The following is a 22208-nucleotide window of genomic DNA, read 5'->3' as shown; positions in this document are numbered from 1 at the left end:
GGCGGACAACTGGCGGCAACCCGCTGCCGTCGGGCCAGACCCTTCGTTACGGTGACCGTCATGACCCCGCTCCTCGAGCCCGTGCCCGACGTCCCCGTCCACGTCGTCGTCATGGGCGTCTCCGGGTGCGGGAAGAGCACCATCGCCCGGGCGCTCCACGAGCGTCTCGGGTGGGAGTTCGCGGAGGGGGACGAGTACCACCCCCGCGCCAACGTGGAGAAGATGGCCAGCGGCCGGCCGCTGATGGACGAGGACCGGTGGCCCTGGCTGCGGACGCTGGCGGACTGGACCCGGGAGCGGGACGAGCGCGGAGAGTCGACGGTCCTGTCCTGCTCGTCGTTGAAGCGCAGCTACCGCGACCTGCTGCGCGACGGGGGAGCGGGGACCTACTTCGTCCACATGCACGGCGACAAGGGGATCCTGCTCGAGCGGATGGAGAGCCGTGAGCACTTCATGCCGCCCACCCTCCTGGAGTCCCAGCTGGACACCCTCGAGCTGCTCGAGCCGGATGAGCGCGGCGTCCTCGTCGACGTCGCCCTGCCGGTGGAGCGGGCCGTGCGGGTGGTCCTGGCCCACCTGCAGTAGGTCCGGTCAGACCAGCTCGAGCGCCTCGGCCACGACCCGGCCGCGGTGCAGGACGGTCCGGTCGGTGCCCCGGTCCATCACGGCGGAGGTCGGCGTCTCCCCGTCGAGGAGCACGAGGTCGGCCCGGTCGCCGACGGCCAGCCCGGGCCGGTCGGACACACCCGTGAGCCGCGGCAGGGCCCGGTCCACGATCGAGGCCCCGCCCCGGGTGGCCACGGCCAGGCAGTGCTCGACGAGCTCGTCCCGGCGGAAGCCGTGCGTGAAGGCCAGCTGCCAGGTGCGGTCGAGCATGTCGGCGTTGCCGTAGGGCGACCAGTAGTCGCGCTGCCCGTCCTCGCCCAGGCCGACCCGGACGCCGTGCTCGGCGAACTGCTCCAGGGGCAGGTTCGCCCGTCCGCCGGGCGCCACGGTCGCCGTCGCGACGTCGGCCTCGGCGAGCCGCTCGACCAGCGCGCGGGTCTGGCTCTCGGTGCCGTCCCACAGCCCGTAGCCGTGGGAGACCAGCACCTGGCCCTGCATCCCCAGCGCCACCGTCCGCTCCAGGATCAGGTCGGCCGAGAAGCGGCCCAGCTCGCCGGGCTCGTGCAGGTGGACGTCGACCGGCAGGCCGTGCCGCTCGGCGAGGCCGAAGACGAGGTCGAGGTGGCGCACCGGGTCCCGGTCGAGGCTGCACGGGTCGATGCCGCCGACGACGTCGGCCCCGGCCCGCAGCGCGTCCTCGAGCACCTGCACCGACCCCTCCTCGCGCAGCAGCCCCGCCTGCGGGAAGGCGACGACCTGCACCTCCACGCGGTCCCGGTGCGTCTCCCGGGCCGCGAGCACGGCCTCGAGCCGCTCGAGCCCGGCGTCGACGTCGACCTGGGCGAAGGACCGCACCCGGGTCGTCCCGCGGGCCACCATCAGCCCGAGCGTGTGCGCCACCCGCTCGACGATCCCGACCTCGGCGTCCCGCCAGTGGCGGCGGTCGTTGAGCATCATCGTCCACACCCCCGGGCCGCCGGTGTGCGGGCGGAACGGCAGCCCGAGGCGGGTGGAGTCCAGGTGTACGTGCACGTCGGCGAAGGCCGGCAGCAGCAGCCGTCCCCGGCCGTCGACCTCCTCCTCCCCGGCCGGTCCCTCCCCCGCGCCCCCGGGCACCACCTCGGCGACCAGCTCGCCCTCGACCCGGACGTCGGACACCTGGCCGCCCCACGGGCGGCAGCGACGGATCCACATGGCCGCCAGCGTAGGACGTGCCCGTGCGACGCTGGGGCCATGGACGGACCGACCAGCCCGCGCGTGCTCCAGGTGCTGCCCTCTGCGGCCGCCGCCGTCACCGACCTCGTCGAGGGGGTGCCCGCCGGGCGGTGGGACGCCCCGACGCCGTGCGAGGGCTGGGACGTGCGGACGCTCGTGAACCACCTCACGGCCGAGCACCTGTGGGCCCCGCGACTGCTCGCCGGGGAGAGCCCGGCCGACGTCGGTGACGCCTACGACGGCGACGTGCTGGGGGAGGACCCGGTCGGGGCGTGGCGCTCGGCGGTCACCTCCTCCCTGCTGGCCTGGGCCTACGTCGAGGACCCGGCGCGGACCGTGGAGGTGTCGGCCGGGGCCCTCCCGGTGACCGAGTACGCCGCCCAGATGCTCGTCGACCTCGTCGTGCACGGCTGGGACCTCGCGGTGGCGACCGGCCAGCCGTACACGCCGGCGGCCGAGGCGGTGGCGGAGGCCCGTGCCTACGAGGAGCCGCGGGTGGCCGCCGGCGGGCTGGAGGGACTCTTCGCGCCGCCGGTGCCGGCCGCCTCGGACGCCCCGCTCGACCGGCTGGTCGCGATGCTGGGGCGCGCACCCGGCTGAGCCACCCCATACCCTGGGGTGCGTGCTGACCCAGGACCTGCCCCGCGACTGGTGGAAGAGCGCCGTCGTCTACCAGATCTACCCCCGCAGCTTCGCCGACAGCGACGGCGACGGCGTGGGCGACCTCAGGGGGATCATCGGCCGGCTCGACCACCTGGCCGACCTGGGGGTGGACGTCGTCTGGCTCTCGCCCGTCTACCGCTCGCCGCAGGACGACAACGGCTACGACATCAGCGACTACCAGGACGTCGACCCGGTGTTCGGCACGCTCGCGGACCTCGACGAGCTGATCGCCGCCGCCCACCAGCGGGGGCTGCGGGTCGTCATGGACCTCGTCGTCAACCACACCAGCGACGAGCACGACTGGTTCCTGGAGAGCCGCTCGTCCACGGACTCGCCGCGACGCGACTGGTACCACTGGGCGCCGCCGCGGCCGGGCCACGTCGGCGGGCAGCCGGGGGCGGAGCCGAGCAACTGGGGGTCCTTCTTCTCCGGCTCCGCGTGGGAGTGGGACGAGGCCTCGGGGGAGTACTACCTGCACCTGTTCAGCCGCAAGCAGCCCGACCTCAACTGGGAGAACCCGCAGGTCCGGCAGGCGGTCCACGCGATGATGCGCTGGTGGCTGGACCGGGGCGTCGACGGCTTCCGGATGGACGTCATCAACCTGATCGACAAGCCCGAGGGCTACCCCGACGGACCGGTGCCGCAGGACGGCCTGTGGGGTGACGCGTTCTCCATGGTGGCCACCCGGCCGAAGGTCCACGAGCACCTGCAGGAGATGCACCGCGAGGTCTTCGCCGACCACCCGCACGCCTTCCTCACCGTCGGCGAGATGCCCGGCGTCACCGTCGACCAGGCGCGGCTGTTCACCGACCCGGCCCGGCGCGAGGTCGACATGGTCTTCCAGTTCGAGCACGTCGACCTCGACGCGGGGCCGGGGGGCAAGTTCGACGTGGCCCCGCTGTCCATGCCCCGGCTGCGGGAGAACCTCATGGCCTGGCAGACCGGGCTCGCCGACGTGGGCTGGAACAGCCTCTACTGGGACAACCACGACCAGCCGCGCGTGGTGTCCCGCTTCGGCGACGACGACGCGGTATGGCGTTCCCGCTCGGCGCGGACGCTGGCGACGGTGCTGCACCTCATGCGGGGGACGCCCTACGTCTACCAGGGCGAGGAGATCGGGATGACCAACGTGGGCTTCACCTCCCCGGAGCAGTTCCGCGACATCGAGTCGGTGAACTACCTGCGGGAGCAGACCGCCACCGGGCGGACGGTCGAGGAGGTGCTGCCGGGGCTGTCGGCCAAGAGCCGCGACAACGCCCGCACCCCGGTGCAGTGGACGGCCGGGACGCACGCGGGCTTCACCACCGGAGAGCCGTGGATCGCGGTGGCGGACAACCACACCGAGATCAACGTGGAGTCCCAGGCGGGCGTGGAGGGGTCGGTGCTGGAGCACTACCGGGACCTGATCCGGCTGCGGCACACCGAGACCGCCGTGGCCCACGGCGACGTGGAGCCGCTGGCGACGGACCACCCGGACCTGTGGGCCTACGCCCGCCGGCACGAGGGCACCGAGCTGCTCGTGCTCGCGGCCTTCACCCGGGAGGAGGTCGTCCTGCCCCCCGAGCTGGTGCAGGGCTGGGCCGACGCCGAGGTGCTGGTGCCGACCTCCCCGGAGGCGGCCCGGTCCGTGCTCGCCGACGGCACGCTGCCCGGGTGGGAGTCGGTCGTCCTGCGTCGGATGCGCTGAGGGCGGCCGGGCCGGCCCCCGGTCCTCAGCGCAGCGCCGGCAGGACCTCCTCGGCGAAGGCGTCGACGAAGGCTGTCTGCTCCTGCCCCACGTGGTGCAGGTAGAGGTCGTCGAACCCCAGCTCGGCGTACTCGGCCAGCCACTCCCGGTGCTGCCCCAGGTCGCTGGAGATGCGCACCCCGTCCCGGACCACGTCCACCCCGACGTGCTCGGAGGCGACGTCGAAGCCCTCGGTGGTGGCGGTGTCCCAGTTCACCGGCTCGGAGAAGACGTTGGAGCGCCACTGCTCGACGGCGATCCGTTCGGCGTCCTCCTGGGTGGGCGCCCAGGAGAGGTGGACCTGCAGGGACGTCCGCCCCCGCCCACCGGCGTCGCGGTAGGCGGCGAGCAGCTCGCGCAGCGTCGCGACCGGCTGGTTGATCGTCACCAGGCCGTCGGCCCACCCGGCGACGCGGGCGGCCGACTCCACCGAGACGGCCGGGCCGACGAGCAGAGGGGCGGGGTCGGCCCGCTCCCACACCCGGGCGCGGTCGACGGTGATCCTCCCCTCGTGCGAGACCTCCTCGCCGGCGAGCAGCCGCCGGATGACGTCCACGCTCTCCTCCAGCCGGAGGACGCGCTCCTCCTTGCGGGGCCACGCCTCGCCGGTGACGTGCTCGTTGACGTTCTCGCCGCTGCCGAGGGCCACCCAGAAGCGCCCGGGGAACATCTGGCCCAGGGTGGCGATCTTCTGGGCGTGCACGGCCGGGTGGTAGCGCTGGCCGGGGGCGGACACGCACCCCAGGGGAAGGTCCGTGGTGGCCAGGGCAGCGCCCAGCCAGGACCAGGCATACCCCGAGTGGCCCTGCCGGGCGCTCCAGGGAAAGAGGTGGTCCGAGCACATGGCCATCTGGAACCCGGCGCGTTCGGCGTGCTGGACGTCGGCCAGCAGCTGACGGGGGCTGATCTGCTCGTGCGAGGCGTGGAAGCCGATCCTGGTCATGCGCGTCCTTCCGGGGGCGGGGTGGGGGAGGGCCGGCGGGGGCCGGTCACGGGATGGACAGCTGGCCCTGCGGCCGCAGCCGCACCCAGCGCACGCCGTAGCCGTCGAGCTGGACCGTCAGCGTCCCGCCCTGCTCGACCTCCAGCGTCTCGTGGGAGAGCAGGTCGGTCAGGTGCGGGTCGGCGATCGGCCCGTCGACGTCCACCTCCACGGTGACCGGCTCGGCGCCCAGGTTGTGCACCGCCAGGACAGCGGAGGCGTCGATGTCGAGGCGGTGCGCCAGCACCTGGGGGCCGGCGTCGTGCTCCAGGACGGTCAGCTCGCCCCAGCCCACCTCGGGGCAGGCCTTGCGGATGTCGATGAGACCACGGATCCAGGACAGCAGCGAGTCCGGGTCGTGCTGCTGGGTGAGCACGTTGACGTGCTCGGGCCCGTAGGGGCCGGGGACCACCCGCTGGACGAGCCGGGAGGGCCTGGCCGTGGAGAACCCCCCGTTCTTCCCAGGGCTCCACTGCATCGGGCTGCGCACCGCCATCCGGCCCTCGGCCTCGAGGTCCTCGCCCATGCCGATCTCCTCCCCGAAGTAGAGGGAGGGGGAGCCGGGCAGGGAGAACATCAGGGAGTAGGCCATCCGGACCCGCCGCGGGTCGCCGCCCATCATCGGCGGCAGCCGACGCTTGAGCCCCCGGTCGTAGACCTGCATGCGCTCCTCGGGGCCGAACGCGGCGAAGACCTCCTGGCGCTCCTCCTCGGTGAGCTTGTCCAGCGTCAGCTCGTCGTGGTTGCGCAGGAAGGTGGCCCACTGGCAGGTGCGGTGGATCGGCGGACGTCCGTGCAGGGCCTCGACGAGCGGGCGGGCGTCCTGCCGGGCCAGTGCCAGGTAGGTGCGCTGCATGGTGATGAAGTCGAACTGCATGTGCATCTCGTCGGCGGCGTCCCCGCCGAAGAAGCGCAGCTGCTCCTCCCTGCTCAGGTTGACCTCGCCCAGCATCATGGCCGAGCCGTTGCGCCGGGAGAGGAAGTCGCGCAGCTGCTTCATGAACCGGTGGGGGTCGACCACGTACTCCGGGGAGCCGGTCGCCTCGGCGGACTGCTCGAAGAAGGGCACGCCGTCCACGCGGAAGCCGTCCAGCCCCAGCTGCAGCCAGAAGCCGACCGTGCGCATGATCTCGTCGACCACCGCCGGGTGGTCCAGGTTGAGGTCGGGCTGGTGCTTGTAGAAGTGGTGCAGGTAGTACTCGCCGGTCCGCTCGTCCAGCTCCCAGATCGAGTCCTCCTCGTCGGGGAAGACGACCTGGTCGGAGGTGTCGCCCGGGTCGTCCGGCCGCCAGACGTAGAAGTCGCGGTAGTAGTTCTTCTCCGGGTCCTTCTCCCTCCGGGAGGCCTTGAACCACGGGTGCTGGTCGCTGGTGTGGTTGATGACCAGGTCGGCGATGACCCGGATCCCGCGGTCGTGCGCGAGCCGGACCAGCTCGACGAACTGGCCGTGGTTGCCCAGCCGCTCGTCGACGCCGTAGTAGTCCATGACGTCGTAGCCGTCGTCCCGGTCCGGGCTGGGGTAGAACGGCATCAGCCACAGGCAGGTGATGCCCAGGTCGGCGAGGTAGTCGATCCGTCGGGCCAGCCCCTGGATGTCACCCACCCCGTCGCCGTCCGCGTCGTAGAACGTCTCCACGTCCATCGAGTAGACGATGGCGTTCTTCCACCACAGGTCGCTGGTGTCGGTGATCCGCATGTCCCCACCCTGGCCTGCCGCGGCCCCGGCCTCAACCGAGGACGGGGCCGCGACCTGCTCGGTCACAGCCCCGTCCGGGGTGGTGCAGCGGCACGGAGCCGCGGTCGGCTCAGTCCTGCTGGCTCTGGTCCCAGGGCTTGCGCTCGCCCTCGGGGCGCTCCCAGGAGTGCGCGCCGGGCTGGTCCCGGTGGGCGCCCTGCTCAGGCTGCTCCGCCCGTGCGGGGTCCGGCTGCCCCGGGACGTCGGGGACGACCTGCTCCTGCTGCGGCAGGGTGCCCAGCTCGGGGGAGTCCTGGTCGGCGCGTTGCTGCTGGGCGGCCCTGGCCTTGCGGGCGCCTCGGCCACGGCGGCCTCGGCCTCCTTGCCGGAACGCTGCTTGGTCGCCCCCTCGGCGTGCCGGGAGGCGTCCTCGGCCTCCGCCCGGGCCCGGCGCAGCGCCTCGCGCGGGTCCTCCAGGGTGGGGGTGTCCAGGTCGTCCAGCCCGGTGTCGCCGGCGTCCGGCCGCAGCTGGGAGGACGGGGCGTCCAGGTAGTTGGAGCCACGCGAGCGCTCGCCCCCGCCGAGCGCGTCGCCGATCCCGGCCAGCGCGGAGGTGAGCTCGCTCGGCACGACCCACATCTTGTTGGACTCGCCCTGGGCGATCTGCGGCAGCATCTGCAGGTACTGGTAGGCCAGCAGCTTGCTGTCGGGGTTGCCCTTGTGGATGGCGTCGAAGACCTGCAGGATCGCGCGGGCCTCACCCTGGGACTCCAGGATCGCCGACTGGGCCGTGCCCTCGGCGCGCAGGATCTGGGCCTGCTTCTCACCCTCGGCGGTGAGGATCTGGGACTGCTTGACGCCCTCGGCGTTGAGGATCGTGGCACGCCGGTCGCGCTCGGCGCGCATCTGCTTCTCCATCGAGTCCTGCACGGAGGCGGGCGGGTCGATGGCCTTGAGCTCGACGCGGTTGACGCGGATGCCCCAGCGGCCGGTGGCCTCGTCGAGGACGCCGCGCAGCTGGCCGTTGATCATGTCGCGGCTGGTCAGGGTCTGCTCCAGGTCGAGGGAGCCGATGACGTTGCGCAGCGTGGTGACGGTCAGCTGCTCGATGCCCTGGATGTAGTTGGCGATCTCGTAGGTCGCCGCCTTGGGGTCGGTGGGCTGGAAGTAGATGACGGTGTCGATCGAGACGACGAGGTTGTCGCTGGTGATGACCGGCTGCGGCGGGAAGCTGACGACCTGCTCGCGCAGGTCCACGACCGAGCGGGGCCGGTCGATGAAGGGGATGAGGAAGTGCAGGCCGGCGTCCAGGGTGCGGTCGTACTTGCCCAGCCGCTCCACGATGACGGCGGTGGCCTGGGGGACGATCCGGATCGCGCGGGCGATCGCCACGATCGTGAACAGCACGAGCAGGGCGACGACCGCCCACACGATGATGCTGACGGGGTCTGGCATGAATGCTCCTTCAAGAGGTCGGGGGAGGGGGTGCTGCTGGCCTCAGTCCTGCGGGGGAGGCTCCAGCGGCTTGTCCTCGGGGGTGGCCGCGGCGACGACCGCGGTGGCGCCGTCGATGCGGACCACGGTCACCACGTCGCCGGGGGCGAAGGTCTGCCCGGCCAGCTCGGCCCGCGCGGTCCAGGTCTCGCCGCGCAGCTTGACCAGGCCGGCCCGGTCGGTCACCGTCTGCTCGACGGTGGCCGGGTGGCCGACGTTGCCCTCGACGCCGATGACGGCGCCCTTGCCCTCCAGCCGCAGGTACTTCAGCGCCATGGGGCGCAGGGCGAGCACGAACAGGGCGGCCGCCCCGACGAAGACGAGCACCTGGACGAGGATGGGCAGCCCCGCGCCGGCGACGACGGCGGCCACGAGGGCACCCAGCGCCAGCATGAGGAAGAGCAGGTCGAGCGTGGTCATCTCCACGACGCCGAACGCCAGCGCCGCACCGAGCCACCACAGCCACTGCGTGTCCCGCAGCCAGTCCATGTGGTCTCCTTTCCCTCCCGGGGTGCCAGTCTAGGGGTCCGACGCGGGGCCGCCCCGGGCGGTTCCCGGCTCGCGCTGGGGAAGGACGAGCAGGGCCCCGGCCACGAGGAGCGCGGCGGACAGGACGAGCCCGGCGCCGAGGCTGTCGAGCCGGTCGGAGAACCAGCCGGTGAGCCAGGGGCCGACCGTCTGCCCGGCGCCGAACGCCGCGGTCGCGAAGGCCAGCCCCGAGGTCCACAGCCCGGCGGGCAGCACCCGGCGCACCCCGACCGTCATCGCCGTCACCACCGACAGGAAGGTGCCGCCCACGACGACGCCGGACACGAAGAACGCCCACGTCTGCGCGACGACGACCGGCAGGACGGTGCCCAGGGCGAGCACGGTCATCAGCACGGTCATCGCCCGGGACCCGCCCAGCCGCCCGATGAGGGGCCCCCAGACGAACCAGCCCGCCGACGCCGCCAGCCCGACGACGACCCAGAACGCGGCCACCGTCGCCAGCCCGACGCCCTGCTCCTGGAGGAACGCGACGACGAACGTCAGGTAGGCGATGTAGCCCAGCCCGAAGAAGGTGTAGCCGCCCGAGAGCCACCCGATCCGCCCCCGGTCCCACCGGCGGTGCTCGGCCGAGGGAGGGGCGGGGTCGGCCGTCGACCGCAGCGCACCGGCCGCGACGACCGTGGCGAGGGCCCCGAGGGCGGCCAGGGCCACCCACCCCAGCTGCCAGCCGACCAGCCCGCCCGCCCCGGGCACGTCCACGGCCGACCCGGGCGCACGGTCCAGGACCCACGGCACGAGCAGCCCGGCCAGGGTCATCCCACCGCCCGCGCCGCCGTAGTAGAGCCCCAGCATCAGCGCCGCCCGGCGTGGCGTGCCCTCGGCACCGGCGGCGGCGACGAGCGCCGCGCCGAGGACGAACGCCCAGGCCCCACCGACCCCGGCGGCCGCGCGGGCGAGCAGCAGCACGCCGTAGGTGCCGGTCAGCGCGGTCAGGAGCAGGGCCGCGGTGCAGACCGCGGACCCCAGCAGGAACGCCCGGCCGGTGCCCAGCGCCCGGGCGGTCGGCGCGGCGACGAGGGCGCCGGCGAGGTAGCCGGCGGCGTTGGCGGTGTTGAGCGCCCCCGCCTGCGACCAGGTCCAGCCCAGCTCGGCCGACATCTCCGGCAGGAGCAGGGCGTAGGCGAACCGGGCCAGGCCGAGGGAGACCAGGGGGCCGGACGACAGCGCCAGCGCCACGAGGAGGCGGTCGGCGCGGCTGGTCACCGCAGCAGTCTGCCAGCCGCGCCCTTCACCACAGGCTCGGTCCGGCCACCAGCGCCGGGGTGGCCGGTCCGGTCGCCGTCGCGGCGGGGCGGCGGGGGCGGTTCTCCTCCGGCACCGGGTCGCCGCGCAGCGCCCGGGAGACGATCGCGAAGACCTGGTCGGTCTCCACGAGGAAGGCGTCGTGCCCGTAGGGGGAGTCGATCGTGGCCAGCTCGCGGCAGGCGGGCGAGCGGGCGACCACGGCCCCGTCGGCGGGCGTGAACAACCGGTCGCTGGAGACGACGGCGACCGTCAGCTCGGCGGTGATCCGGCGCAGCGCGGCGTCCACCCCGCCCCGGTCCCGCCCCACGTCGTGGGAGTTCATCGCCTCGGTCAGCACGAGGTAGGCGTTCGCGTCGAACCGGCGCACGAGCTTGGCGCCGTGGTGCTCCAGGTAGGACTGCACGGCATACCTGCCCCCGCGCAGGGGGTCCTCCCCGGCCTGGCCGTCGCGCCCGAAGCGCAGCGCGAGCTCCTCGGCGGAGCGGTAGGTGGCGTGCGCGATCTGGCGGGCGATCGCCAGCCCCTGCCGCGGCCCGGGACCGGGGTAGTAGTCGCCCCCGTGGAAGGCCGGGTCGAGCCGGACGGCGTGCTGCTGGGGCACCGACCAGGCGATCTGGTCGGCGGTGGCCGCGGCACCGGCGGCGAGCACGACGCACCGTCTGACCCGGCCCGGGAGGGTGACCGCCCACTCGAGCGCGCGCATCCCGCCGACCGAGCCGCCGACGACGAGGGCGAAGCTGCGGATGCCGAGCGCGTCGGCCAGCAGCGCCTCCGCGCGGACCTGGTCGCGGACGGTGATCCGGGGGAAGCAGGACCCGTAGGGCCGGCCGTCGGGAGCCGCCGACGCGGGCCCCGTCGTGCCGCCGCAGCCGCCGAGGACGGCCGGGGCGACGACGAACCACTCGTCGGTGTCGACCGGGCAGCCCGGCCCGACCAGGCCGGGCCACCACCCCTCGGTCGGCTGGTCCGGCCCGCGCGGACCGACGACGTGGCTGTCGCCGGTCAGCGCGTGCAGGACCAGCACGGCGTTGTCCCCGGCCTCGTTGAGCCGGCCCCAGGTCTGGTAGGTCACCCGCACGCCCTCGAGGACCTGGCCGGACTCCAGCGTCAGGTCGCCGACGGGCTGCGTGCGGCGGCCGGGGGCCACGGCTCAGGCCGCCTCGGTGGCGGCGGTGCCGGCGACCCGGGCGGCCGCCTCGAACCCGGTGCCCAGGTCGGCCAGGATGTCCTCGACGCCCTCGATGCCGACCGCGAGCCGGACGAGGCCGGGGGTCACGCCGGCGGCCCGCTGCGCCTCCTCCGACAGCTGGCTGTGGGTGGTGGAGGCGGGGTGGATGACGAGGGAGCGCACGTCGCCGATGTTGGCCACGTGGCTGTGCAGCTGCAGCGCCGAGACGAACGCCCGCCCGGCCTCCGCGCCGCCGGTGATCTCGAAGGCGAGGACCGCCCCGGCGCCCTCGGGCAGGTAACGCTGGGCCAGCTCGTGCGAGGGGTGGTCCGGCAGGCCGGCGTAGTGCACCCGCTCGACCTGCTCGTGCGCGGCCAGCCAGGTGGCGACCTGCCGCGCGTTGGCCACGTGCCGCTCGAGCCGCAGCGACAGCGTCTCCACGCCCTGCCCGATGAGGAAGGCGTTGAAGGGGGCGACCGCCGGGCCCAGGTCGCGGAGCAGCTGGACCCGGGCCTTGAGGATGAACGAGAGGTTGACCCCGAAGATCCCGTCGGCGCCGAGCGTCTCGGCGTAGACGAGCCCGTTGTAGGACGGGTCGGGCTCGGTGAAGCCGGGGAAGCGGTCGCCCTTGCCGTAGTCGAACCGGCCGCGTCGACGATCACCCCGGCGATGGAGGTGCCGTGCCCGCCGAGGTACTTGGTGGCCGAGTGGACGACGACGTCGGCCCCGTGCTCGATCGGCCGGCACAGGTAGGGCGTGGCGATGGTGTTGTCCACGATCAGCGGGACCCCGACCTCGTGGGCGACGTCGGCCACCGCCCGGATGTCGAGCACCTCGCTGCTGGGGTTGGCGATCGTCTCGCCGAAGAACGCCTTGGTCTCCGGGCGCGCCGCGGCCCGCCAGCTCTCCGGGTCGGTCGGGTCGTCGACGAAGCTCACCTCGATGCCCAGCCGGGGCAGGGTGTGCGCGAACAGGTTCTGGGTCCCGCCGTAGAGCTGCGGGCTGGCCACGACGTGGTCGCCGGCGCGGGCCAGGTTGAGGATCGCCAGGGTGATCGCCGAGGAGCCGGAGGCCACGAGCAGCCCGCCCACGCCGCCCTCGAGGTCGGCGATGCGGTTCTCCACGACCTCCTGGGTCGGGTTGGTGATCCGGGTGTAGATGGGGCCGAGCTCGGCGAGGGCGAACCGGTTCGCCGCCTGGTCGGCGTCGTCGAAGACGTAGGAGGTGGTCTGGTAGATCGGCAGGGCCCGGGCGCGGTCGCGGCGTCGGGGGGTCTGGCCGGCGTGGATCTGGCGGGTCTCGAACGACTGGGCGCGGGGGGGTGCTGGTGCTCATGGGGGATCGGTGCCTTCCGGGCGGTGGGGGTGCAGGGTGAGGGAGGGAGTTCACTCTGCTGAGCCCGCCTCGGCAGCGGTGGAGGTATGCCGTGGGGCACCGGGGGCGCGACGGTCGCGCACGGGGGCGCAGGCTGCGAGGGGGAGGCTCAGCAGCTGCGCATTCGGCGACGGTCGGTGGTCATGGGGAGATGTCTAGCAGCGGCGCGTCACCGAAGTCAATTCGTTCCCGTCGTGTTCCGGACTCCCCTGGACGCAGGATCCTCGACGAGAAGTGCTTCTCAAGGGGTTTCGCTTCGGTCCACGCCACTCTGCGGGGCAGGACGGCCGGTGGCGGGGCCGCGGGACGCTGGTTCCTGCCGATCTTCCGGCCCTGCGCCGCAGGCCCCTCTCAGGGCAGGTCGACCGCCCAGCCGCCCTCGAGGGTCCGCAGGTCGAACCGCGACAACCCCTCGTGGTCGAGGGCCCACAGGTCGTCCCCGACGACGATCGTGCGGGAGGGGGCGTCGCCCCCGCGCTCCTCGCCCATGGTCCGGGCCCGTCCGGCCTCCGCCAGGGTCCCGGGGCCGACGTCGAGGGCCAGGACGCCGGCGAAGCTGGGTCCGTCCTGGACGACCTCGCCGTCCTCGGCGGAGACCGTGCCCCAGGTCATCGCCGGCAGGAAGGCCTGCCCGGTGGCGGGCCAGAGGGTGAAGGCCCGGTGGTCCCACTCGACGGGGGAGTAGCTCTCCGGCCAGGTCAGCACCTCGGTGCGCACGGGCGCGTTGACGTCGCGCACGTCGAAGAGCGAGGCCTGCAGGCCCTTCGTCTGCCCGGTCCGCTCGTCGGCGTCCTGCCCGACGCCGAGGAGCCAGCCCTCGCCCACCGGGTGCAGGTAGGCCGAGTAGCCCGGGATCTTCAGCTCGCCGGCCAGGGTCGGCGCGGCGGGGTCGGAGGTGTCCACGAGGTAGAGCGGGTCGGTCTGCCGGAAGGTGACGACCGCGGCCAGGTCGGCGTCCAGGTAGCGCACCGCGTAGATCTGCTCGGTCTCGCCCAGGCCGTCCAGCCGGCCGGTCTCCACCAGCTCCTCGCCCTCCTCGGCGAGGACGACGAGGGAGGAGCTGGAGACCTGGGAGCGGCCGGGCGGGTCGACGGTGGTGGCCACCCGCAGGACGCCGTCCTGCTCGTCGAGGGCCCACTGGTTGAGCAGGTGCCCGTCGACGCTGCCGGAGGCGACGTAGGCGGTGGCGTCCGGGTCGGAGATGTCGAAGGTGTGCAGGTCCGTGCGCGTCGGCCGGTCCTGCGGCCACGGCATGCTCGTGGCCGCCCACTGCCAGGCGTCCCAGGCGCTGGTGCCGACGACGAGCCGGTCGGGGGAGGCGTAGACGGTGCTGCCGCTGGCCACCAGCCCGGCGCCGGAGGTGGGGGTGACCTGCCCGGAGGCCGGGTCGAAGGTCAGCACCGACATCGTCGACAGTCCGGCCGGGTCGCGCGGCCGGGAGATCTGCGAGCACTCCAGGAGCGGTTCGGTGCCCACGACCCGCCCGTCGGCGTCCAGCTCCTGGCGGTGCGGCACCCAGTCCTCGATGGTCGTGGAGCGGATCAGCTCGCGGTTGCGCTCCTCGGCCTCGTCCTCGGCCCGGAGGCTGCCCGAGTCGGGCTGGGTCTGCCGCACCCCCGGAGGGTCGGTGACGAGGACGAGCCGCACGGTGCCGTCGACCATCCGGGCGGCGCGGTAGGACCCCTCGACCCGGACGGTGCCCACCACCTGGGGGTCGGCGGGGTCGGACAGGTCGACGGTCATGACGAGGGTGCGGCTGGGCGGGTAGGCCACGCGCAGCCCGTCGACGGGCTGCGGCGAGGCCCACTCCTCCCCGAGGACCACGAGGGTGGTGCCGTCCAGGAGGAGCTCGCGGGGGGAGGCCTGGTCGCGCCGGCCGGGAAGGGCGATCCGGGCCACGACCTCCTCGGCGGCGAGGTCGACCACCCGCACCTGCCCGCCGGTCGTCGTGACCAGGACGCGGCCGTCGGTCTTGACGACGTCGGCCTCGTCGACACCCTCCTCCTGCACGTTGGTGCTCGAGTGCGCCGGCGCCTGCGCCCCGCCGTCGCCGCCGGCGGCGGCACCGGCGTCGCCCGCGGCGGAGTCCTCCATCGCCACGGAGTCGTCCGCGCCGAAGTGCCACCCGCCGCCCCCCAGTCCGTAGGGGGTGACCAGCTCCAGGGCGTTGGCCTGGTAGTAGGTCAGCAGCTGGGAGCAGTCGTCGAACGGGGCCAGGTAGCCGGCCGGCAGGGCGGTGACCGCGGCCCGGGCGGCCCCCTCGTCCCACGGGGCGGGCGTGGAGGTGCCGGTGGACCCCGGGCGGACCGGGTCCGGCTCGGACGGGGCCGGTGCGCAGGCGGCGAGGGCGACGACGGCGGTGAGCGGCAGGCCCACCCGTCGGAGTGCGGTGGATGCGGGCACGGCAGCCTCCTGCGGTCCGTGGTCGACGGTGACAGGGGTATGACGCGGGGCCGGGGCGGGCGGTTCCGGCCCCGCGTCAAGGGGTGGCTCAGCCGTGCGTCACGGCGTCGGCGGGACCTCGCAGGTCGCCGTCGCGGTGTTGCCGGCGGCGTCCGTGGCCACGATGCGGGCGTCGCCCTTCAGCCGGATCTGCCGGTCGACCTCGCCGCGGAAGGCCCGGTCGGACGGCGTGGCCCCGGGGGCCTGGGTGAGCTTGATCGTCGTGCCGGAGGCGTACGGTCCGAAGGACGCGTCCGACCCGGTGTCCTCCACGGTGACCAGCGGGGCGTCGTCGACGTTGTCGCCGACGGTGAGCCGGTAGAAGCCGTCGGGGTTGTCCGAGGCCGGGATCCGGCCGGCGGGGTTCGGTCCCTGCTCGCAGGCGACGACCGGTGCCGTGACGTCGTTGACGTCGATCGTCACCGTCTGGGTCCAGCCCTCGCCGGCCGGCTGGCCGTCCAGGGTGAAGCGGACCTCGCAGGAGAGGGTGGCACCCTCCTCGGCGTCCGTGGCGACCCTGATCGTCTCGGTGAAGACGGCGTCCTCGCCGCTGGTGACGGTCCTCGTCGCGGGGTCGAGCGTGACCTCGAGCCCCGGGTCGCAGGTGGCGCTCGCCCCGACCTCGACCGGGAGGTTGGTCAGCCCCGCGAGGATGGTCGCGGACAGGTCGCCGGCGCCGACCCCGGAGTAGAGGGCGCCGCCCGTGGCCGTGGTGATGCGGGTGGCCTGGCCGGAGGCGTCGAGCTGGTTCGCGCCGACGCTGACGGCCAGCACCTTGGCGCCGACGTCCGTCAGCGACGTGGTGGCGGCCGTCTCGGTGACGCCCAGGCTGGGGTCGTGCCCCGGCGCGTCGCCGAACCAGACGACGATGCGCGAGGAGTCCTCGCGGAAGGTGACCGCCTCACCGCCGGCGCCGATCTGGTGGAGGGCGTTGAGCTGGTCCTCGGGTCCGTCGCCTCCGTTGCACAGCGTGATCCCGTCGACCGCGCTCGTGGCCGAGCCCGGGTCGTCGGTCAGGTCCGTGTGCAGCAGGAACGGGTTCGGCTCCCCGACGTCGCAGTAGCTGGCGACCGCCCACTGCGCCTCCGGGGCCTGTGCCTCGACGGCCGCGACGATCGCGTTCATGTTGGCCTTGACGTTGCCGATCGCCCCGCCCATGCTGCCGGTCCGGTCGACGAGCAGCACGATGTCGGGCATGGGGGCGATCTCCGGTGTCGTGACCGTCTTGGTCACGGTGACCGACGAGCCCGGGTCGAGGGCGTCGTCGTAGCTGACGGGGTCGACGCCCGCGTGGGCGACGGCCGGGACGAGGGCGACCGCGGCCGCGACGGCGACCGTGGTGCGCAGAGCATGAACCATGGGAGGAGCTCCCTTCGAGCAGGGGTCGCGCAGCAGCGTGATCGACCCCGGACGGTCCTGACCGCCTGGCCTGCGGCGCGTGTCGTCGGCACGGTCCGGTCAGGGAGATGGTGGTCGGCGCTGGAGCCCGCTCCGCGGGCGCCAGGTCGTCGGTCCCCGAGACCGCCCGGTCGCGCCGGACGGCGAACAGTCCGCCCGGTCTCCGCTCCGGCGATGGAGGGGACTGCGTCGTGCGCGCGGGCGGCAGCCCTGCCACCGTAGCGGGGGGAGGACCGCGGCCGCTACCCCTTCCTCAGGGCCGTCCGTGCCGCGGCGACACCGGGGCGGATGGGCAGGATCGTGGCCCGGCCGGTTGTTAGGTTGGGCGGCATGTCCCCCTCGCCAGGATCAGTGCTGGTCCTGGCGCACGTGCGGGACCGGGCGGCGGTCACGGTCGCCCGGGCGCTGCGTCGCCACGGCTGGCGCGTGGGGGCGGGCACCCCCCGGGCCTCGGGGGGATTTGTGGGGGCCTCCCGGGCGGTGTCGGCCACGCACGTCGTCCCCCGTGTCCGGGGGACGCTGGAGGAGTTCGTCCGGGTGGTGACCGCGGTGGTGGAGGCCGGGGGCTACGACCTCGTCGTCGGGGCCGGCGACGACTGGATGGCGGCCCTGTCCCACGTGGCCGACCGGCTGCCCGTCCCGGTCGCCGCACCTCCTCCCGAGGTGGTCGAGCGGGCGCTGGACAAGCGGGGGCTGACGGAGGACGCCCACGCCGTCGGGCTGGACGCGCCCCGCACCTGGCTGCCGGGGGAGGACGCCGACCTGGCCGGTGTCCCGCTGCCAGTGGTGGTCAAGTCACGCACCCACTGGCGTCCGGGGACGACCCGGCGCCACCGGGTCGAGGCCGAGGTGTGCGGCGACCTCGACGCCCTGGCCGGCCAGCTCGCCCGGATCCGCGCGCACGGGGACGACCCGGTCCTGCAGGTGCCGGTCCGGGGGCGGCTCGGCGCACTCGTCGGGGTGATGCACCAGGGGCGGCTCCTGGGGCGCGTGCAGCAGGTCGCACCCCGGCTGTGGCCGACGCCGCACGGTGCCTCGGCCCGCGCGGTCACGGTGCCGGTGGACCCCGAGCTCGCCCGGCTCAGCGAGGAGCTGCTGCGCCGGATCGGCTGGGTCGGGCTCGTGGAGCTGCAGTTCCTCACCGGGAAGGACGGGACGCCCCGGCTGATCGACCTCAACGGTCGCCCGTTCGGGTCGGTGGCGCTCGCGGAGGGGGCCCGCCCCGGGCTGCTGGACGCCTGGGTCCGAGGAGCGCTGGACCGGCCGGTGCCACCGCTGCCGGACGGCCGGGTGGGGGTCCGCTACCAGTGGCTGGTCGGCGACCTGCGGCGGGCCCGCACCGAGCGCCGCGGCGGGCTGGTCCGGGACGTGGGCGACAGCCTGCGCTGGTCCGTCGGGGCCCGGCACAGCCTGGTCCGGCTCGACGATCCCGGCCCGGTCGCCCACCTGCTGACCGCGCGGCTCCGGCCCGACGACCCGGACCCGGAGACGACGGCGCCCGCCGACGTGGTCGAGGTCGACGCGCTCGCGTCCTGAGGACCCAGGGGCCCCGTCCCGTCAACGGCGACGCATGAGCAGGGTCGCGACCTCGCCGGCCACCCGCCGCTCGGGGAAGCGGGCGAGGTGCAGGACGGCCTGCTGGCCGCCGAGGGCGGCGAGTCCGACGACCGGGACGACGAGCAGGTCCGGCGACCCCGTGAGCACCTCCGCCGCGGCCGCGGCGGCCAGCCCCGCGGCCAGGCCGGTGACGAGGGCCCGCACCACCTGGCCGCGGGCCCGGGCCACGTCGAGCAGCCGGTGGCGGTCGGCGACGTACCAGCTGGTGAGGACGGCCGCGAGCAGCATCGAGACCGAGGTGGCCAGGACGATGCCCCGCACGCCGAGGACGGGGGCCAGCGCGAGGTCGCCGACGACGTTGACCACCATGGCCACGACGCCGATCGCCACCGGCCCCCGGGTGTCGCCGACCGCGTAGGAGGCGCTGACCACGACGTGGCGCCAGCCGACGGCCAGCAGCGCGGGCAGGAACCACACCACCGCCGTGGCGGTCATGGCCACGGCCTCCTCGTCGAAGGAGCCCCGGCCGAAGGCCAGCGCGACGACCCGGTCCGGGACCACCGCGAGGGCGGCGACCACCGGAACGAGGATGGTCAGCGTCACGCCGGTGCCCCGGTGGAGGAGGGCGCGCAGCTCGCGGGGTCGGCCCGCGGCCGCGCCCATCGCCGGGTAGAGGGGGGCCATGAGGGCGGCGACGACGAGCGTCTCCGGCAGGTTCGTCAGCCGCCAGCCGAGGAAGATCGCCGAGACCGCGCCCTCCTGCACGGTCGAGGCCACGGCCCGGTCGACGATCGTGCTGACGTTGACCACGGCCTGGCCGAGCATCAGGGCGGGCACCATGGCGGCGATCTCGCGCCAGCCGGGGGACCGCAGGTCGATCCGCGTGGCCAGCCGCCACCGTTGCCGCCAGGCGGGCCACAGCTGCAGCAGCATGCGCAGCAGCGACCCGACGACGAACCCCCAGGCCAGCGCCGCGACGCCGTAGCGGGGGCCCAGCAGCCCGGCGGCGGCGATCATCACGAGGTTGAACGGGATGCCCTGCAGGGCCACCCAGCGGAAGACCCCGTGCCCGTGGGCCAGGCCCGCGAGCAGGTCGGTCGCGGCGATGAGCACGGTCGCGAGCAGCACGACCCGGACCAGCAGGACGAGCGTGCCGTCGTCGGTCCGGGCCAGTCCGGGGGCCAGGACCACCGAGATCGGGGCCGCCGCCAGACCGAGGACGACCCCGACGACGCCCAGCCCGACGGTGCCCACCACCGTGGCCGTCCACCAGCCGGGATGGCCCCGGCACTCGTCCCCCTCGGCGTCCACCTCCCGGGCCACGACGGGGGTGACCGCCCGGGTCAGGGAGGTGCCGAGGACACCGAGCAGGATGCTGGACAGGCCGAGGGCCACGAACCAGGCGTCCAGCTGCGGGCCCGCCCCGTAGACGGCGGCGAGGACGGCGTCCCGGACCAGACCCAGGACGTCGAGACGGCGGTCAGGACGGCGACGAGCAGGGCGGCACGCCCCACGCCGGAGCGTGCGGCCATCCCGACCGGCCCTCCCGCCCGCGTCAGAAGTTGATCATGTGGCCGGCGATGCCGTGCATGGCCTCCTTGACGGCCTCACCCAGGGTCGGGTGCGCGAAGACGACGCGGGAGACCTCGTCGGCGGTCAGGTCCCACGTCTGCGCGACGTTGACGGCCGGGAGCAGCTCGGTGACGTCCGGGCCGATCATGTGCGTGCCGAGGATCTCGTTGTGCTCGCGTCGGCGACGACCTTGACGAAGCCGACCGCGTCGCCCAGGCCCATCGCCTTGCCGTTGGCGGTGAACGGGAAGCTCGCGGTCCGCACCTCGTGCCCGGCGTCCTTGGCCTGCTGCTCGGTCAGGCCCATCGAGGCGACCTGCGGGTGGCAGTAGGTGGCGCGGGGGATCATCCGGTAGTCCAGCGGCATGGTCTCGGCACCGGCGATGACCTCGGCGGCGACGATGCCCATCGCCTCGGCCACGTGCGCCAGCATGAGCTTGGCGGTGACGTCGCCGATGGCGTAGACGCCGTCGACGTTGGTGCGCATGTAGTCGTCGATCGCGATGGCGCCGCGGTCGGTCAGCTCGACGCCGGTGGACTCCAGGCCGAAGCCCTCGGTGCGGGGAGCGAAGCCGATGGCCGACAGGAGCCGGTCCGCCTCGAGCGTCTCCTCCTTGCCGTCCTTGCTCACCTTCACCTTCACGCCGGAGCCGGTGTCCTCGACCGCCTCGACCTTGGTCCCGGTGAGGACCTTGACGCCCAGCTTCTTGTAGTGCTTGGCCAGCTCCTTGGAGATGTCGGCGTCCTCGGCCGGGACCATCCGGTCCAGGAACTCCACGATCGTGACGTCGACCCCGAAGTTCTTCATGACGTAGGCGAACTCCACGCCGATGGCGCCGGAGCCGGCGATGATGATCGAGCCGGGCAGCTCCTCGTCGAGGATCTGCTCCTCGTAGGTGACGACGTTCTTGCTCACCTCGACGCCCGGCAGCATCCGGGTGACCGAGCCGGTGGCGATGATGAGGTCGTCGAACTCCAGCTGCTGGGTCTGCCCGTCGTTGAGCGCGACGTCCATGCTCTTGGGGCCGGTGAGCGTGCCCCAGCCGTCGATCTCGGTGATCTTGTTCTTCTTCATGAGGAAGTGGACACCCTTGACGATGCCCGCCGAGACCTGCCGGCTGCGCTTGAAGGTCGGGCCGTAGGACATCGTGGCGTCGCCCTCGATGCCGTACTTCTTCTTGTCGTGCTGCAGCGTGTGGGCCAGCTCGGCGTTCTTCAGCAGCGCCTTGGACGGGATGCACCCGACGTTGAGGCAGACCCCGCCCCAGTACTTCTTCTCGACGACGGCCACCTTCTTGCCCAGCTGGCTCGCGCGGATCGCCGCGACATACCCACCGGGACCGCGCCCAGGACAACAACGTCAAAGTGATCGGCCATGGGGTCAGTATGCCGTTCCCGCCGGCCGGCCGCGCGAGGGGCGCCCCCGCAGGCTCAGTCCTCGATGATCTCGCCGTCCACGTGATCGGTCTCCTCGTCGACGCCGCCCGACCAGTCGTCGGCGTCGTCGTCGAGGTCGTCCTCACGGGCGACCTCGGCCTCGGCCAGCATCCGGTAGAGCTCGCGCCGGGTCCGGTCCAGCTGCCCGGCCGCTCGCTCGGTCAGCCCGTCGTCGCCCGACTGGCCCACGGCCTGCGCGGCCACGGCCAGCCCGCCGACGGCCTTCCACAGCCGGGTGCCGCTGCCCCGGCCCGCCTCCCGCCGACCGCCGCGACGACCCCCGGTCCGGGCGCCCTCCCCGTGACCGCTGCCCGCCCACGGGTCGGCCGGTTCGTGCCCGGCGGCGAAGCCGGGGTCGGGCCCGTCCTCGGCGGCCTGCCTCCCGGCGTCGGTGAGGGTGTAGGCCTTGCGGCCGTCGTGCTCGACCTGCTCGATGAGTCCCTCGTCCTCCAGCTGCGCCAGCGCCGGGTAGATCGCCCCCGAGCTGGGCTGCCACTCGCCGAACGTCCGCTCGGAGATCTCCTGCATGAGCTGGTAGCCGTTCATCGGGCCGCCGGCGAGCAGGTGCAGGACGGCGTTGCGCACGTCGCCCCGGCGGGCCCGACGCCCGCGGCCCTGCTGGCCGCCGCGGCGGTGCTGGTGCCGGTCGCCGAACCCGGTGCCGCCCAGGTCCACGCCGGGCCAGCCGCCCGTGCCGAACGGTCCCTGCGGACCGAAGATGCCCCCCGGGCCCATCGGTCCCCGCGGACCGAACGGGCCCTCGGGGCCGAAGAACTGCTCGGGGTCGAAGCCCCCACGTCGCGGTGTCATGCCTCCATCGTCGACCCGCGGTGTCGACATGTCAACGTCATATCGATAGCGACGGGAACCGGTCGCCCGCGCCGACGACAGCGCGACTGCATACCTGTGCGCTCGGTCACATATCCATCCAGAGGGTTGACGTCGGGGCAGCGATGGGTCAGAGTTGCGCCCATGCAGCACTTCGCTCTCGTACTTATTAGCCAGGGACGCGCCACGGCCTGAACCCAGACCGCGCCGCGTCCTCCCCTCGTCAGCCCTCCGGGCCGAGGGGTTTTTGTTGCCCGACCACCCTCCGACCCTCCCCA

14 protein-coding genes and 2 pseudogenes are annotated in these 22208 nt (G+C 73.9%); 4 read left to right on the top strand and 12 right to left on the bottom strand.

Translation table 11 applies throughout. From position 1 onward, the window contains the following. Positions 1-60: 60 nt before the first annotated feature. Positions 61-585 (top strand): gluconokinase, encoded by a 525-nt coding sequence (locus BJF81_RS00700; protein WP_075956796.1) that lies wholly within the window; start codon positions 61-63, stop codon positions 583-585. 6 nt (positions 586-591) lie between these two features. Here the strand turns inward: BJF81_RS00700 and BJF81_RS00695 are convergent, their stop codons facing one another. After that, on the bottom strand, positions 592-1800 hold the full coding sequence (locus BJF81_RS00695) for an amidohydrolase family protein (protein WP_075956735.1): 1209 nt from the start codon (positions 1798-1800) through the stop codon (positions 592-594). 39 nt (positions 1801-1839) lie between these two features. Here BJF81_RS00695 and BJF81_RS00690 point away from each other — a divergent pair, with 39 nt between their 5' ends. Next, positions 1840-2421: a TIGR03086 family metal-binding protein gene (locus BJF81_RS00690; RefSeq protein WP_075956734.1), complete on the top strand. Its 582-nt coding sequence runs from the start codon at positions 1840-1842 to the stop codon at positions 2419-2421. Between the two features lie 13 nt (positions 2422-2434). Further along, on the top strand, positions 2435-4171 hold the full coding sequence (locus BJF81_RS00685; RefSeq protein WP_446740530.1) for an alpha-glucosidase: 1737 nt from the start codon (positions 2435-2437) through the stop codon (positions 4169-4171). A gap of 25 nt (positions 4172-4196) precedes the next feature. Here BJF81_RS00685 and BJF81_RS00680 read toward each other — a convergent pair whose 3' ends face one another. The 8 genes and pseudogenes from BJF81_RS00680 to BJF81_RS00640 form a co-directional block, all read right to left on the bottom strand. After that, entirely contained in the window at positions 4197-5153 is a 957-nt protein-coding gene (locus BJF81_RS00680) for a TIGR03885 family FMN-dependent LLM class oxidoreductase (protein WP_075956733.1), read from the bottom strand. A gap of 46 nt (positions 5154-5199) precedes the next feature. Then, the gene (locus BJF81_RS21285; RefSeq protein ID WP_083663885.1) at positions 5200-8322 is read right to left on the bottom strand and encodes an alpha-amylase family glycosyl hydrolase; all 3123 of its coding nucleotides are present in this window, start codon (positions 8320-8322) and stop codon (positions 5200-5202) included. Positions 8323-8364: 42 nt separating this feature from the next. Further along, the gene (locus tag BJF81_RS00665) at positions 8365-8850 is read right to left on the bottom strand and encodes an NfeD family protein (RefSeq protein ID WP_075956732.1); all 486 of its coding nucleotides are present in this window, start codon (positions 8848-8850) and stop codon (positions 8365-8367) included. Positions 8851-8880: 30 nt separating this feature from the next. Continuing rightward, the gene (locus BJF81_RS00660; protein WP_075956731.1) at positions 8881-10113 is read right to left on the bottom strand and encodes a YbfB/YjiJ family MFS transporter; all 1233 of its coding nucleotides are present in this window, start codon (positions 10111-10113) and stop codon (positions 8881-8883) included. A gap of 25 nt (positions 10114-10138) precedes the next feature. Beyond that, the gene (gene metX, locus BJF81_RS00655) at positions 10139-11302 is read right to left on the bottom strand and encodes a homoserine O-acetyltransferase MetX (protein WP_075956730.1); all 1164 of its coding nucleotides are present in this window, start codon (positions 11300-11302) and stop codon (positions 10139-10141) included. Positions 11303-11305: 3 nt separating this feature from the next. Beyond that, positions 11306-12612: pseudogene (locus tag BJF81_RS00650) on the bottom strand (bifunctional o-acetylhomoserine/o-acetylserine sulfhydrylase). Positions 12613-13048: 436 nt separating this feature from the next. Continuing rightward, positions 13049-15100: a beta-propeller domain-containing protein gene (locus BJF81_RS00645; protein WP_143780601.1), complete on the bottom strand. Its 2052-nt coding sequence runs from the start codon at positions 15098-15100 to the stop codon at positions 13049-13051. A 99-nt stretch (positions 15101-15199) separates the two neighbouring features. After that, a complete protein-coding gene (locus BJF81_RS00640; protein ID WP_075956728.1) occupies positions 15200-16498 on the bottom strand; it encodes a vWA domain-containing protein in 1299 nt (432 codons plus the stop codon). Positions 16499-16867: 369 nt separating this feature from the next. On the opposite strand from BJF81_RS00640, the gene BJF81_RS00635 reads away from it, so the two are divergent. Continuing rightward, entirely contained in the window at positions 16868-18073 is a 1206-nt protein-coding gene (locus BJF81_RS00635) for a hypothetical protein (protein WP_075956727.1), read from the top strand. A gap of 21 nt (positions 18074-18094) precedes the next feature. Here the strand turns inward: BJF81_RS00635 and murJ are convergent, their stop codons facing one another. The 3 genes and pseudogenes from murJ to BJF81_RS00620 form a co-directional block, all read right to left on the bottom strand. Next, positions 18095-19489 (bottom strand): murein biosynthesis integral membrane protein MurJ, encoded by a 1395-nt coding sequence (gene murJ, locus BJF81_RS00630; protein ID WP_237769940.1) that lies wholly within the window; start codon positions 19487-19489, stop codon positions 18095-18097. 160 nt (positions 19490-19649) lie between these two features. After that, a pseudogene (gene lpdA, locus BJF81_RS00625) lies at positions 19650-21042 on the bottom strand (dihydrolipoyl dehydrogenase). 54 nt (positions 21043-21096) lie between these two features. Further along, on the bottom strand, positions 21097-21912 hold the full coding sequence (locus tag BJF81_RS00620; RefSeq protein WP_075956726.1) for a PadR family transcriptional regulator: 816 nt from the start codon (positions 21910-21912) through the stop codon (positions 21097-21099). Positions 21913-22208 lie beyond the last annotated feature (296 nt).

The sequence above is a fragment of the Ornithinimicrobium sp. CNJ-824 genome (assembly GCF_001942405.1).
Lineage (GTDB): Bacteria > Actinomycetota > Actinomycetes > Actinomycetales > Dermatophilaceae > Ornithinicoccus > Ornithinicoccus kibberensis.
The sequence above is the reverse complement of the archived record's forward strand: the minus strand, read 5'-3'. Positions and strand labels throughout refer to the sequence as shown.